This is a genomic window from Photobacterium sp. WH77, from assembly GCF_022014395.1.
Lineage (GTDB): Bacteria > Pseudomonadota > Gammaproteobacteria > Enterobacterales > Vibrionaceae > Photobacterium > Photobacterium arenosum.
This window is the reverse complement of sequence record NZ_JAKLTE010000021.1, coordinates 1-13,581: the sequence shown is the minus strand read 5'-3', so window position 1 is coordinate 13,581 and position 13,581 is coordinate 1. Positions and strand designations below refer to the sequence as shown.

At 54.4% G+C, this 13,581-nt stretch carries 11 protein-coding genes and 1 tRNA gene; 4 read left to right on the top strand and 8 right to left on the bottom strand.

Translation table 11 applies throughout. From position 1 onward, the window contains the following. Positions 1-59: 59 nt before the first annotated feature. The 3 genes from alr to epmB all read right to left on the bottom strand — a co-directional run bounded on the left by alr (position 60) and on the right by epmB (position 4,269). Positions 60-1,292, bottom strand: coding sequence for an alanine racemase (gene alr / locus L6J37_RS17495; protein WP_237796068.1), 1,233 nt, complete (start codon positions 1,290-1,292; stop codon positions 60-62). Between the two features lie 25 nt (positions 1,293-1,317). After that, entirely contained in the window at positions 1,318-2,946 is a 1,629-nt protein-coding gene (locus L6J37_RS17490; RefSeq protein ID WP_192017336.1) for a methyl-accepting chemotaxis protein, read from the bottom strand. Between the two features lie 300 nt (positions 2,947-3,246). Next, on the bottom strand, positions 3,247-4,269 hold the full coding sequence (gene epmB, locus L6J37_RS17485; protein ID WP_192017337.1) for an EF-P beta-lysylation protein EpmB: 1,023 nt from the start codon (positions 4,267-4,269) through the stop codon (positions 3,247-3,249). 33 nt (positions 4,270-4,302) lie between these two features. Here epmB and efp point away from each other — a divergent pair, with 33 nt between their 5' ends. Both efp and epmA read left to right on the top strand, forming a co-directional pair. Next, the gene (efp, locus tag L6J37_RS17480) at positions 4,303-4,869 is read left to right on the top strand and encodes an elongation factor P (RefSeq protein ID WP_027254071.1); all 567 of its coding nucleotides are present in this window, start codon (positions 4,303-4,305) and stop codon (positions 4,867-4,869) included. Positions 4,870-4,971: 102 nt separating this feature from the next. After that, the gene (gene epmA / locus L6J37_RS17475) at positions 4,972-5,943 is read left to right on the top strand and encodes an elongation factor P--(R)-beta-lysine ligase (RefSeq protein ID WP_192017375.1); all 972 of its coding nucleotides are present in this window, start codon (positions 4,972-4,974) and stop codon (positions 5,941-5,943) included. A gap of 23 nt (positions 5,944-5,966) precedes the next feature. Here epmA and L6J37_RS17470 read toward each other — a convergent pair whose 3' ends face one another. The 5 genes from L6J37_RS17470 to rsgA form a co-directional block, all read right to left on the bottom strand. Continuing rightward, positions 5,967-6,854: a DMT family transporter gene (locus tag L6J37_RS17470; protein WP_237796066.1), complete on the bottom strand. Its 888-nt coding sequence runs from the start codon at positions 6,852-6,854 to the stop codon at positions 5,967-5,969. Positions 6,855-7,005: 151 nt separating this feature from the next. Next, the gene (locus tag L6J37_RS17465; RefSeq protein ID WP_237796064.1) at positions 7,006-8,889 is read right to left on the bottom strand and encodes a methyl-accepting chemotaxis protein; all 1,884 of its coding nucleotides are present in this window, start codon (positions 8,887-8,889) and stop codon (positions 7,006-7,008) included. 174 nt (positions 8,890-9,063) lie between these two features. Further along, complete coding sequence (locus L6J37_RS17460) at positions 9,064-10,479, bottom strand: SLC13 family permease (protein ID WP_237796062.1); 1,416 nt, start codon at positions 10,477-10,479, stop codon at positions 9,064-9,066. A gap of 135 nt (positions 10,480-10,614) precedes the next feature. Then, the gene (gene asd / locus L6J37_RS17455) at positions 10,615-11,517 is read right to left on the bottom strand and encodes an archaetidylserine decarboxylase (protein WP_237796060.1); all 903 of its coding nucleotides are present in this window, start codon (positions 11,515-11,517) and stop codon (positions 10,615-10,617) included. 152 nt (positions 11,518-11,669) lie between these two features. Next, on the bottom strand, positions 11,670-12,722 hold the full coding sequence (rsgA, locus tag L6J37_RS17450) for a small ribosomal subunit biogenesis GTPase RsgA (RefSeq protein ID WP_192017342.1): 1,053 nt from the start codon (positions 12,720-12,722) through the stop codon (positions 11,670-11,672). 80 nt (positions 12,723-12,802) lie between these two features. Between rsgA and orn the strand changes: the two genes are divergently transcribed. Both orn and L6J37_RS17440 read left to right on the top strand, forming a co-directional pair. Further along, positions 12,803-13,348, top strand: coding sequence for an oligoribonuclease (gene orn, locus L6J37_RS17445; protein WP_192017343.1), 546 nt, complete (start codon positions 12,803-12,805; stop codon positions 13,346-13,348). 130 nt (positions 13,349-13,478) lie between these two features. Then, a tRNA-Met gene (locus L6J37_RS17440) sits at positions 13,479-13,555 on the top strand. The last annotated feature ends 26 nt before the right edge of the window (positions 13,556-13,581 follow it).

Below are 13,581 nucleotides of genomic sequence, written 5' to 3'. Positions count from 1 at the left end.
AAGCGGGCTGGAAAGCTCCCCTGAGACCAAAGGGGGAAAGGTCTCAGGGGAGAGTTTAATTATTTCAGCACTTTCGGGTTGGACGTGCCCCACAGGGTATAGATTTCAGACAGGATCCGGCCTGAATGGTCTTCCGTTTCGCCAATGGTGATTTCGTCGCGGCCCTGACGGCCGAACAGCACCACTTCATCGCCAGGCTTCACGCCTTTGATATCTGTGATGTCGACCATAGTGGTGTTCATGGACGTTGAACCCAGCACTTTGGCACGCTGACCGTTGATCAGCACTTCACCGACACGGCTCATTGAGCGAGGGAAGGCATCAGAGTAACCGATCGGCAGGTTGGCCAGCACAGAATTGCGTTCCAGCGTTTCCGTCTTGCTGTAACCTATGGTTGAGCCTGCTGGCAGGCGGTGGATGGATGCGACCTGGGTCTTGAACGACACAATGCGCTTGTACTCAGGGAACGCCGGTGTGGTGTCACCGTACAGGGCGCCGCCGGTACGAACCATGTCCAGCTGAGCTTCAGGCACCATCAGAGTGGTGAAAGAGTTGGCTACGTGCAGCAGGACATCATCACGTTCCAGATCCGTGTGCTTGATGATCCACTGGCTGTCTTGCTTGAACTGGTGCAGACCGTCACGGATTTCATTCAGATCTTCGGTCGGGAAGTGGGTCATGATGCCCACTATCTGCAGATGTCGGGTATTGACAATCTTTCTGGCTTCTTTCTTCCCGTGTTTGGTGCGTATTTCCAGACCGTTACGGCCCATGCTGGCAGAGTTCAGTGCCAGATGTACCGGGATCACAGTGCCGTGCTGGCGCGCAATGCGGGCAATAATTTTTGCCTGCTGCTTGGTGCCGATCAGCTCTTCCAGTCCCAGATCAACAGCGGTTTCAATCTCAGAAGGGGTCGCCGCACGCAGGCGCATCAGGCGGCCGTTAAAGCCCATCTCACGGACCAGTCGGGCTTCCGCGTTGCTGGTGATCCCTACACAAGGAATGCCGCTTTGCATCACAGAAGGCAGCAGATTGGCAATGCCGTTCCCGTACGCATCGGCCTTCATGACGGCACAGATGTCGGTGTTGCTGCCAACATGGTTTTGCAGATGCGCAATGTTTGACTCAAACGCCGCCTTGTCAACTTCCACCCAGGCATTGGCTGTCTGAACGTCTTCCATGGTGTGTGCCTGCTCAATGCTTGGCAGCATTGGCGCAGCAGTCGCATGCATTGAAGCGGAAGTGGTCCCCATCATGGCGAGGGCAATCAGTGAGAATTTAAAGTTTTTCATTATAAGTCTCTGTTGTTATTACAGGTTACAGGGTGAATTGACTGACGATCTGATGCAGCGCATTGGCGCGGCGTTTCAGTTCATCAACCCCCTGCTGGGCTTCCAGGGTGGACAGGCGGTTTTCTTCCGCGCTGTCACTCAGGGAAGCGACATTGCGAGACAGATGATCTGAGGCGTGAGCCTGCTCCTTGACCGAACCGGCGATTTCTTCCATGCCGGAACTGACCGCTGAGATTTCCTGGTTAAAGGAACTGAGGGATGCGTTGGCTTGATCGGCATGCTGCACACTGTTGTCAACCCGGTCGACGGCGTGCTGCATGGTTTGCGTGGTATCGCTGGTGTCGGTCTGAATCGAGCGGATCATAGTACTGATCTCTACCGTCGCTTTGGCGGTACGCTCTGACAACTGACGGACTTCATCGGCGACAACGGCAAAGCCGCGGCCCTGCGCACCGGCACGTGCGGCTTCAATGGCCGCATTGAGTGCCAGCAGGTTGGTTTGATCGGCGATATCTTTAATGACTTCGACAATGGAGTTGATTTCACTGGCTCGGTTGTCGAGTTGCTGCAGTTTGTCAGCCACAGTATTGGTTTCCAGCTGGACAGACTGCATACCACGTACTGCGTTATCAATGGCTTCAACGGTATTTTGGGTCAGCAGTTCGAACTGGCCCATTTGCTGGTTAGCATTATCAACAATCTCAGTGATGCTCTGTGCGCTGGCCGCCAGCTCTTCAATGGCGGTGGCACTGCTGCCGACATGTTCTGACTGGGTCATTGAGCGATCTGTCACGGCGCGGATCAGGGTGTCGAGCTGGGCGCTGGTGGCTGCCACACTGTCGGACGATTGCTGCACTTCCAGCATCCGCTGGCGCAAGGCGGCCATAAAGATATTGAAGGAATCGGACATTTCGCCGATTTCATCCTGGCTGCGGACGGTCACACGCTGGTTCAGATCCCAGTTGCCGTTTGCCAGTGAACGCAGCACCTGATTGAGGCCATTGACCGGGGTGACGATCAGGTTGGCAATCATGCGTGCCGCTATCACTGTCAGTACCAGGAACACGGCCGCTATTATAAAGGTTTTCTTCAGCGCTTCGGTTTTGACTTCTTCGATGTCTGTCAGTTTGACATCTATGCCGATGACATGGAGATCGCCTTTATCGCCGCGAAAAGGCACAAAGATAGAGCGGTACATGCCGTATTCGCCCTGATAACTCTGATATTGGGTTTGCTCGGTACGGAAGGCTTCGTACAGCATTTCCGGTACTTTCAGGTATTGCTCCAGATACCAGTTCTTATAGCGGCCGCTTTTCCACTCATTCTCATCCCGGTTGATATAGGTGTAGTACACCTGGCCGCCGCGACGCACGGTTGAGTAGGCCCATTCCAGCTTAGCGCCTTGGGTAAAGTGGGTCAGATGGGCTGAAATGTCGTCATACAGGGCATCATCACGGCCGGCTTCCTCATTGGGCAGATCGCCGATGAGCTGTTCCACGGCCTGAGCAGCAGTGTTCAGTTCTGTATCAATACTGCTCATCGCTGAATTGACCAGGGTGTGATAAGAAATCGCAGACAGAGCCGCGATGATAATAAGCGCGATGGCTGTGAACAGCATCGAAAGCTTGGTTTTAAGATTCCAATTGGCAGTCATGACTTTTTCCGAATGCTAGTGAGTGATATGAATCACAAAAATATGCAATACGAGAGTATTCGGCGGCCAGTCTAATGACATTATTAACACTTTCAAACGCTAATAAGTGATTAATTTTATTTGTTTTTGTTTTGTGTGATTAATATTTTTCAGTTGTATATGCTATTGATCGTGATGTGAATAAAAGGTTGTACTTTTTCGGCAGGGTGCGTCCCTGGCTAAGCAGGGACTCGCGGGTCATCACCGGTGAAGACTGACGGGGAGCCGGATGGCACCACATCACAAAGCCGGTATCGGGCGTTATTCCAAATGCAGATCCAGCGGAGTTTTGCTGGTACGTCCGCCAATCTCTCGGGTCAGTTTGGGCACTAAATAACCGGACACCTTTGCTATCAGCCCGGCTATTAACACCCGGGCTTCATCATCGCTTACCATGAAATGAGCGGCGCCCTGTACTTTATCCAGCACGTGCAGGTAATAAGGCAGGATCCCGGCATCAAACAAGGCTTCGCTCAGGTTGACCAGGGCGTCAACCGAGTCGTTGACCCCCCGCAATAACACGCCCTGATTGAGCAAAGTGACGCCGGCGTCGCGCAGCGGTGCCAGTGCCGCTCTCAGCTCGTGGTTAATTTCATTGCCGTGGTTGATATGGGTGACCAGAACGACCTGGAGCCGGGTTTGTTGCAGTAACAGGCGCAACTCGGGTGTTATCCGGGCCGGGATCACCACAGGCAGGCGGGTATGGATCCGCAGCCGTTTGATATGCCCGATGGCGGCAATGCCTTCCACTAACCAGCGCAGTTCACTGTCTTTGGCCATCAGCGGATCGCCGCCCGACAGAATCACTTCATTCAGCTCAGGGTGAGCGGCAATGTAATCGAGTGCCTGCTGCCACTGGCGTTTGCTGCCCGGATTGTCCTGATAGGGGAAATGGCGGCGAAAGCAGTAGCGGCAGTTAATGGCACAGCCGCCTTTGACGATCAGCAGTACCCGGTTGCGGTATTTGTGCAGCAGGCCGGGCAGGGTATTATTCTGTTCTTCCAGCGGATCGTGCGAAAAGCCCTCGTGGACCTCAAATTCTTCGGCCAGCGGCAAAACCTGGCGTAATAAGGGGTCATGCGGGTTGCCCATTTCCATTCTGTCAACAAAGCTTCTTGGTACACGCTGCGCAAACAGCTTTCTGGCTGCCAGCCCGTTTTGCCAGGGGGCAGGGTCGATATCCAGCCGGTGAAGCAGTTCAAGCGGATCCGAGATCGCATCGGCTAATTGTTCGAGCCAGTTTTGCTCAACAGTAGCGACGTTTCGGGTTATGATGTGCGGCATGAAAAATAACTCGAAGATGTTAAGAGGAAAAAAATGGCGTCTTTCAGCACTAATGAATTCCGCGGCGGAATGAAAATTATGCTCGATAATGAACCCTGTGTCATTATCGAAAACGAATTTGTGAAGCCTGGTAAAGGCCAGGCGTTTAACCGGGTCAAAATCCGCAAACTGCTGTCTGGCAAGGTACTGGAAAAAACCTTCAAATCGGGTGATTCTGTAGAAGCTGCAGACGTTGTCGATATTGAACTGGATTACCTGTACAACGACGGTGAATTCTATCACTTCATGAACAATGAAACCTTTGAGCAAATCGCTGCTGATGTGAAGGCTGTGGGCGATAATGCGAAATGGCTGGTAGAAAACAACACCTGTACGCTGACACTGTGGAACGGTAACCCGATTGCCGTCACGCCACCTAACTTTGTGGAACTGGAAGTGGTTGAGACGGATCCGGGCCTGAAAGGTGATACTCAGGGTACAGGCGGTAAACCTGCTACTCTGTCTACCGGTGCTGTGGTTCGTGTGCCGCTGTTCATTCAGATCGGTGAAGTGCTCAAAGTTGACACCCGCTCTGCGGAATACGTCAGCCGCGTGAAGTAATTTCTTCGTGTGAGCAGATAAGGGCCGCATTATGCGGCCTTTGTTGTTTTCATGCCCCGTTTTGTCTTCACCACTTTCGACTCAGATGAAAAAGACTCCCCTATGACAATGCAATGGCAACCCACAGCTGATCTGGCGAACCTGCGCCAGCGGGCCGCAATTCTGGCGTCTGTGCGTGAATTTTTCGCACATCGCGGTGTAATGGAGGTGGATACCCCGGCCATGAGCCAGGCCACAGTCACCGACATTCACCTGCATACCTTTCAGACGCAATTTGTCGGTCCCGGTTTTGCCCACGGCCAGACGCTCTATCTGATGACCAGCCCTGAATTTCACATGAAGCGATTGTTATCGGCGGGCAGCGGGCCTATCTACCAAATCTGTAAGGCTTTTCGCAACGAAGAATCCGGCCGTTACCATAACCCGGAATTTACTATGCTGGAGTGGTACCGCCCCGGGTTTGACCACCATGTGCTGATGGATGAAATGGATGCCCTGCTGCAACTTGTGCTGCAGTGTACTGCTGCCGAGCGCATGAGCTATCAGCAGGCTTTTTTACAGGTGTTGAATGTTTGTCCCCTCAGCGCCTCAATGGACGAGCTGAAACGTGCGGCTCTGGTGCTGAATCTCGGCGAGGTGGCGGCCAGTGAAACCGACAGAGACACCCTGTTGCAACTGATGTTCAGCATGGGCGTGGAGCCGGTGATCGGCCAGCAGGTGCCGGCCTTTGTGTATGATTTTCCAGCCTCGCAAGCAGCACTGGCGCGGATCAGCCCGTCTGATAGCCGTGTTGCTGAACGTTTTGAGGTGTACTTTAAAGGCATTGAGCTGGCCAACGGCTTTCACGAGCTGTCCGACGGCGATGAGCAGTTATCCCGTTTTGAAGCCGATAACGCCAAGCGGCTGACAATGGGTCTGCCGGCGCAGCCGATCGATCAGCACCTGGTTGCCGCGCTCAAGGCCGGCTTTCCCGATTGTGCCGGCGTGGCGCTGGGGATTGATCGCCTGGTGATGCTGGCACTGGGGCAGGCGCACATAGCGGCAGTGACCGCTTTTCCGGTCACTATCGCCTGAGAAAGAGGACTGTGCGCATGTCGTCAGTCACTGAGTATCAAACCGGTGCCGATCACCGCCAGTAACGCGCCCAGCCAGGCGGCGCCCGGCGGTCGGTGCCGGGTGTAGATCCACAGCAGCGGCAAAATCATGATAGGGGTGGTGGAAGATAACAGCGCCACCATACCCACATCACCGTGCTGCAGGGCAAACAGAATCAGCGTCATCCCGACGGCCATGGCCAGAAAACCATTGAGGGCCACCATACCTAGGATCGGCAGATTGATCGGCTGCAGGGGTTTGGCAATGCTGGCGCCACTGAGGCGCAGCACACTGTGGGCAGCCAATGCCGTTGCCATGCGCATCGCCGAAGCGGCCACTGGGTCCAGCGTGGTCTGCATTGCGGGTTTCGCGATAATCGCGCCCAGCGACTGACACAGTGCCGCCGTCAAGCCCAGCACCACCGCGATAGCTAAACTGCCGGTGATGGCTTCTATCTGATGCTTCTGGCTTTTCTGGCCGAATAGAATGGCCGTCACCACACCGGCAAACACCAACAGCGCCCCAACCAGCTTCCAGCCCAGTAAGGTCTCATCGAACAGCCAGATACCGAGCAGTGCAGAGAAGACGGCATGGCAGGAAAACAACAGGCCGCCCCGGCGCGGACCAATCCGGTTGAAGCAGGCAAACAGCGCGGTATCACCGATAAAAATACCAATCAGCCCTGACAGTGCCATCACCAAAGCCAGATCCAGAGTCATACTGGCCCAGCCACCATTAACGAACGCCATGGCGGACAGCATCACAGTAACGCAAGCCATGCGCCAGCGGCTGTAGGCAAAGGCGCCGAGATGGCGAGAAGGTGTGACGGAGATTAAACTGCTGATGGCCCACAACAAAGCGGCGGCCAGCGCCAGCCATTCGTAACCCATGGATATCCTTATTCGAAAACACTGCAAGGCAGTTTGTTATGCGGAGTGGTCGCATATCATGCAGCAAAGCGGCGGAAAATGGTATCGGCGGATGAGGGCAACGGCGAGCACGGCCAGCCGGACCGGGCTGACCGTGCGGGGATGAGCGGGGTTAAATCTTAAAGCGTGAGACGTCGTCGCGCATTGCTTTGGCCGCCTGATTCATACCCTGAGCGCTTTGGCTGACGTCTTGCGTCTGGGTAGCCAGGTGATCCGACACATCGCGAATCGCTTGAGTATTGCGGCTGATATCTTCACTTACCGCACGCTGCTCCTCTGCCGCACTGGCAATTTGGGTGGCCATATCAGAAATCTCTGCGATGGACTGGGTGATCTGGCTCAGGCTGTCACTGGCGGCCTGGGCGTAATCCACACTTTGCCCGGCCAGCTCTGTGCTGGCTCCCATGCTGTCGACTGCCTGGCGGGTATTGCCTTGCAGCGTGTCTATCATGGCCCGGATCTCTTCGGTCGAGTCATGGGTGCGCTGACTCAGCACGCGCACTTCGTCGGCCACCACGGCAAACCCACGGCCCTGTTCACCGGCCCGGGCGGCTTCAATCGCGGCATTCAGTGCCAGCAGGTTGGTCTGTTCCGCAATGCCCTGAATGGTCGCCAGAATGTGGCTGATGTTCTGTGCATTGGCTTCTAGTGTCTGGATCACAGTGGCGGCATCCTGGACCTGATTGGCCAGCGACATGATGGCTTCGCGGTTTTGGCTGATCACCGTCTGGCCCTGATCGCACGCACTGGTAGAAGACTGGGCCGCAGACGCAGTCAGTTCGGCATGGCTCGCCACTTCGGCAGCAGTGGCCGACATTTCATGGATGGCCGTGGCGATCTGGTTGATCTCATTCTGCTGGCCGTTGACCCGTTCCGAGGCCTGACGAGCCTGGTGAAACGACTGTTCGGCCTGTTCGCCCAGGGTGTGTGAGCGGGACACTATGCCTTTGATCATTTGTTGCAGCTGGCTGAGGAACAGGTTCATGTTCTCTGCCAGCTCGCCGACTTCATCCATGCGCTGGATGGCAATGCGCTGGGTCAGATCGCCGTTGCCTTGGGTCAGCGCATGCACCGAGCGATTAAGATCACTGAGCGGGCGCAGCAGGCTGTTAATGATCCAGCCAGCCAGCAGGGCAATGACAAGATACAAGAGCACAGAGGCCATCAGGGTGAAGGACAGAGTTTTCCCTATGGCCGCATACGCCAGATCTTTATCCTCGATGATACCCACCGACCAGTCAGTACCGGCAATCGGCGAGACAAAGATCAGTTTGTCTTTCCCTTCTTGATCAAAATGAAACTCTGCGACCTGCTGGCTGCCGGTAACATTGCGGATAAAGCCAGAGGAGAGATCATTATCTAGTTGGGTTAATGGCTTACGACTCAGCGAAGTATCCTGATATGCGACCAGCGTATTGTTGCCGTCAATCAGAAAAGCGCTGCCTGCGTTGTCCAGCGTCAGGCTGAGGATTTTGTCGACAATGTGGGTGACGGTGAGATCTGCGGCCAGTACACCGCGACGTTCGCCGCTGAATGAACGGGCGAAGCTGACCACCAGGCTGCCATCAAAATCCTGATAGGGTTCGGTCAGAATCAGCTGGCTGGACTTGCTCGCGTCCTGGTACCAGGGGCGGGTACGGGGATCATAGTCAGCGGGCCAGTCTTCCGTTTTATCGCCATAGGCAATGCTGCCGTCGCTGAAACCGGCATAAACAGACAAAAAATCCCCGGCGCGTTTGGTCAGCAGCAGCTCTCTGTCGATATTGTTATCGGCTGCAATCAGCGGCAGGTTGGCTAATAGCATATCGCGGCGGGCACCCAGCCAGTCGGCAATGTAATCGCTGGTGGCCCCGCCTGCGGCACGCATCTGGGCATTGACTTCGTTGGTGGTTTCGGTGCGAAGCTGGGTGACTGAAATGCCAGCCTGGATAGCACTGACTGTGGCTATGATGGCCGCAATGGCCACCTGGATTTTCATTTTTATCGTGAATTTCATACTGCAATCCCGAGTTCGTTCCCTGACTTTATTTTGCTGTTAAAAGCGTGGGCAGAAGTAAATAGTGAGTCACTCGGAATTATCAGCGAATCTTATGTTTGCTTAATGCTTAATTGCGCAGTCCATTGTTAGGATGTGATCATGGTGCCAAAATTATGCTTCCATCGGATCGAATTACATTGATAAAGCCATTAATGCTGCCAGATACAGTACCGACAGGCCGCTGAGACCGACCAGTACCCCCACTTTCATCATATCGCGACTATCAATCAGGCCTGTGGAGTAGGCCAGTGAATTGGGCGGGGTTGAAACGGGAAGCACCATGCCTAACGAAGCAGAGAAGGCCAGCATGATCAGAATGGCAGTCAATCCTCCCGCCCCGGCCAGGGCGGGGACCGAAGTGGCAATCGCGGCCCCGATGGGCATCAGCAGGTTGGCAGTCGCCGTATTGGACATAAAATTGGCCATCAGCCAGCACAATACCGAGAGCAGGATCAGAATCAGCAGGGTCGGCAGGCTGGCGTAGTCAATCGCGTGGGCCAGCTGTCCGGCCAGTCCGGTCTGGTCGAGTGCCATGCCAATGGCTATCCCGCCGGCTACCAGCCACAGCACATCCCAGTTAAAGAGTTTCAGCTCTTCTTTGCCGATAATGCCTGTCAGCGCGAACACTGTCAGGGGGAGCAGGGCGACAACATAGGCATTCATTCCGTGCCAGGCCGTTGTCAGCCAGAGCACAATGGTCAGCCCGAACGTCAGGTAGACCACCCAGGCCTGCCAGCAGCGCTGAAACTGCCCTTCAAGCCGTAAATCCAGCGTGTGATGCCGGGTAGGAAAAAGCCGCTGCAGCAGCCACCATGCCAGCGCAAGCTGTACTAAAACAAACGGCAGACCAAACGCCATCCAGCCGAGAAAACTGATACTGTGCTCATCGCTCAGGTACTGTAAAGCAATGGCATTGGGCGGCGTGCCAATTGGGGTGGCAATACCGCCTGTGTTGGCGGCAACCGGTATCGCTAGTACCAGTGCTTTAATACTGCTGTCTTCTTTGGGCACTGCTGCCAGGATAGGGACCAGCAGCGCCAGCATCATGACAGTGGTAGCAGTATTGGACATAAACATGGAGAAGACCGCAGTGATCAGCATCAGCCCCAGCATGATATAGCGTGGCTGTGAGCCAAAGGGCTTTAACAGTACCCGCGCCAGATTGGTGTCCAGCCGGTACTTGGCAGCGGCAATCGCCAGGGCAAAGCCACCGAGAAACAGCATGATGATAGGCGAAGCAAAAGCGTGGAAAATGTCGGTATAGGCAATGACAGCGCCCAGCGGGGTGGTGTCTGCCGGCTGACGGAAAACCAGCAGACTCTGATCGGAGAGCATGACAAGTTGCAGCACTATGATCAGCAGAGACGTCGCATAGACAGGCACCGGCTCTAATACCCAGAGCAATGCGGCCATCACGAAAATGGCCAGTAACCTGTGCTGCACCAGCGTCAGCTCACCCAGCGGTAGCGAGGGTGTCGGAATCTGCAGCAGGGCAAAGGGCAGGCCGAAGGCAATCAGTAATTTCAGCAGTAGCGATATTTCCCGCATGTCCGGTGCTCTGTATCAAAAAGGGCACGGACAGCATAGCACTCTCAATGAGATGCATATGGCGGGTGAGATCAAAATACGCATCAAAAAAGGGACGAATTCGTCCCTTTTCTGTCAATCGCGTTAGCGGTGCGGTTAAGTGTCGCTGTTGTCTGCCATCGGCTCTGTTACTGGCTGTGCAGTCAGTCGGGCGTAGGCCTCACCCATACGGGTAGCCACATTCGGCGCCAGGTTGTCGGCAAAGGTCACCATCTCTTTCGGGAACAGGTTGATGACGGTTGACCCCAGTTTGAAACGGCCCATTTCCTGGCCTTTTTTCAGGGTGACAGCCTGCTCGCCGTCGGTCGGGTAATCCCAGCGACGGACAACGGGGCCGCGCGGCGGTGTAATAGTGCCAGACCATACAGTTTCGATGCTGCCAACGATTGTGGCCCCCACCAGTACTTGAGCAACCGGGCCGAATTCTGTATCAAAGATACAAACCACGCGCTCATTACGGGCAAACAGGTTTGGCACATTTTCAGCGGTCAGCGGGTTGACCGAGAACAGATCGCCCGGAACATAAATCATCTGACGCAGGGTGCCGTCACATGGCATGTGTACGCGGTGATAATCTCGCGGAGACAGATACAGAGTGGCGAAACTCCCGTCAGCAAATTCTTCTGCCAGCGCCTGGTCGCCGCCCAGCAGTTCAACTGCGTCGTAGTAATGACCCTTGGCCTGAATCAGCTGGCCTTTTTCAATCGGCCCCAGCTGACTGACACAGGCATCTGCCGGGTGACAGAACACCTCGGCCTCGTCGTTCAGCGGGCGGGCATCGTCTTTGAGTTCGCGCACGAAGAAATCGTTGAAAGTGGCGTAAGATGCGGGATCTTCGTTACGGGCTTCTGCCATATCCACTTTGTAGCGGTTGATAAACCAACGAATCACCGCAGTGGTGACAAAGCCACCTTTCAGGTCGGCAAGTTTGCCGGCCAGGCGGGTCAGGGCATGTTTGGGCGCGCAGTATTGCAGGCCAATTTTCAGATTATCGCTCACAATAAGATTCCGATTGTTCTATAAATCAATAACTTGGTTCTTCGCCATCAATAGCGCTGACCCGGGCCGCGGATTCTACCTGATTTCAGATATGAAGTCAGGTGAGCGCACACGAAGAGGGAGCCAGTTCGCAGTTGATGACGCAGGCCCGCTTAATTTTGCTTATTTCGGGAAAACTGACGGTTAGCCACGTTTTCCGACATGCTTTCAATGATCTTGTGGTAACTGTCGAAACGCGCCTGGCTGATTTTGCCCTCGTCGAGTGCTTGCCGCAGCAGGCAGCCCGGATCGTCTTTGTGCTTACAGTCGCGGAATTTACAGCCGCCCAGGTAGCGTCGAAACTCGACAAAAGCGTTAGTCACTTGCTCCGGTTCCAGGTGCCACAGTCCGAACTCCCGAACACCGGGAGAATCTATCAGATCGCCGCCTTCAGCAAAGTGGTACAGACGTGCAGCTGTGGTGGTGTGCTGGCCCAGTCCCGAGTTCTCCGACACATCGCCGATCTCTGCATCCACTTCCGGCATCAGGGCATTGACCAGGCTGGATTTTCCCACCCCGGACTGACCGGCAAAGATGTTGACGTGATCTTTCAGATCCGCTTTCAGTGCCGCTAACCCTTCCCCTGTCATGGTGCTGACGTAACGCACCTCATAGCCGATCGCTTTGTACAGCGACAGGGTGCGCTCGACCTGCTGACGGGTGCCGTCATCGAGCAAATCGACTTTGTTCAGTACAATGAGTGGCTCGATTTCAACTGTCTCGGCAGCTACCAGATAGCGGTCGATAATGTTCAGTGACAGCTCAGGCAGTACGGAAGAGACGATGATGATGCGGTTAACATTCGCTGCCACCGGCTTAACCCCATCGTAGTAATCCGGGCGGGTCAGCATCGATGTTCGCTCATGGACCGCTTCTACTACACCGGCGATGCCCTGCAGGGCTTCAACTCCGGGCCGCCAGACAACGCGATCTCCGGACACCAGGCTCTGAATACTGCGACGCAGGTTACAGCGGTGAATGGTCCCTGTTTCCGGATCTTCAATATCGGCATGCTGGCCGAATCGGGTGATCACCAAGCCTTCACGGGCATTCTCCAGCAGGGCTTCATCCCACTGGATATCTTCCATGCCCTTAGTCAGGCGCTTATTTTGGTTAGAGCGGACACGTCGGCTCTGACCTTTAGTTAACTTTTTCTTTTTTGCCACAAGAATATCGTTCTGTTTGGTTGGCTTTCATTTCAGGCTAAGTATGATACATGCTTTAGTCATCAAATAGGCAAATTCCAATGACAATCAGCGATCAGAACCTGATTTGGATCGATCTGGAAATGACAGGTCTGGATCCCGATACACACAAAATCATTGAAATTGCGACCATAGTGACCGATGCCCAGCTCAACATTCTGGCAGAGGGACCGGTACTGGCAATTCATCAACCCCAAGCCGAACTGGACAAGATGGATGACTGGTGTACCAATACACATACCCACAGTGGCCTGGTCGCCCGGGTGCAGCAAAGCCAGGTTAATGAACTGGAAGCGGTTCGTCAGACCATCGCATTTCTCGAACAATGGGTGCCCAAGGGCGCATCGCCTATTTGTGGTAACAGCATAGGTCAGGATCGCCGTTTCCTTTATAGCCACATGCCGGAATTAGAACAATACTTTCATTACAGGTACCTGGATGTCAGTACTCTGAAGGAGCTGACCCGTCGCTGGAAGCCTGAGCTGCTGAATGACTTCCACAAGCAGGGCAGTCACCTGGCGCTGGATGATATTCGCGAATCCATAGCTGAACTGCGTTTCTATCGTGAGCATATTTTTAAAATTTGATGCTTTAATGAACGGTTGAGCGGGGCGGCGGAGATTTTTACTCAGAACTATTGCATCCGCCTGTTTTCCTCGTATAATGCGCAGCCTCGAAAGGCAATAATGTTTCAGTTTGCTTTTCAGTGTTTTCGGACGCGGGGTGGAGCAGCTTGGTAGCTCGTCGGGCTCATAACCCGAAGGTCGTTGGTTCAAATCCAGCCCCCGCAACCAAAAATTTAAAGATGGTTTGGTTAATG

Excerpts from the sequence above, each read along its gene's own strand:
- L6J37_RS17490 (WP_192017336.1), bottom strand. The coding sequence starts at position 2,946 with ATGACTGCCAATTGGAATCTTAAAACCAAGCTTTCGATGCTGTTCACA.
- epmA (WP_192017375.1), top strand. The coding sequence starts at position 4,972 with ATGACAATGCAATGGCAACCCACAGCTGATCTGGCGAACCTGCGCCAG.
- L6J37_RS17470 (WP_237796066.1), bottom strand. The coding sequence starts at position 6,854 with ATGGGTTACGAATGGCTGGCGCTGGCCGCCGCTTTGTTGTGGGCCATC.
- orn (WP_192017343.1), top strand. The coding sequence starts at position 12,803 with ATGACAATCAGCGATCAGAACCTGATTTGGATCGATCTGGAAATGACA.
- efp (WP_027254071.1), top strand. The coding sequence starts at position 4,303 with ATGGCGTCTTTCAGCACTAATGAATTCCGCGGCGGAATGAAAATTATG.
- L6J37_RS17460 (WP_237796062.1), bottom strand. The coding sequence starts at position 10,479 with ATGCGGGAAATATCGCTACTGCTGAAATTACTGATTGCCTTCGGCCTG.
- epmB (WP_192017337.1), bottom strand. The coding sequence starts at position 4,269 with ATGCCGCACATCATAACCCGAAACGTCGCTACTGTTGAGCAAAACTGG.
- alr (WP_237796068.1), bottom strand. The coding sequence starts at position 1,292 with ATGAAAAACTTTAAATTCTCACTGATTGCCCTCGCCATGATGGGGACC.
- L6J37_RS17465 (WP_237796064.1), bottom strand. The coding sequence starts at position 8,889 with ATGAAATTCACGATAAAAATGAAAATCCAGGTGGCCATTGCGGCCATC.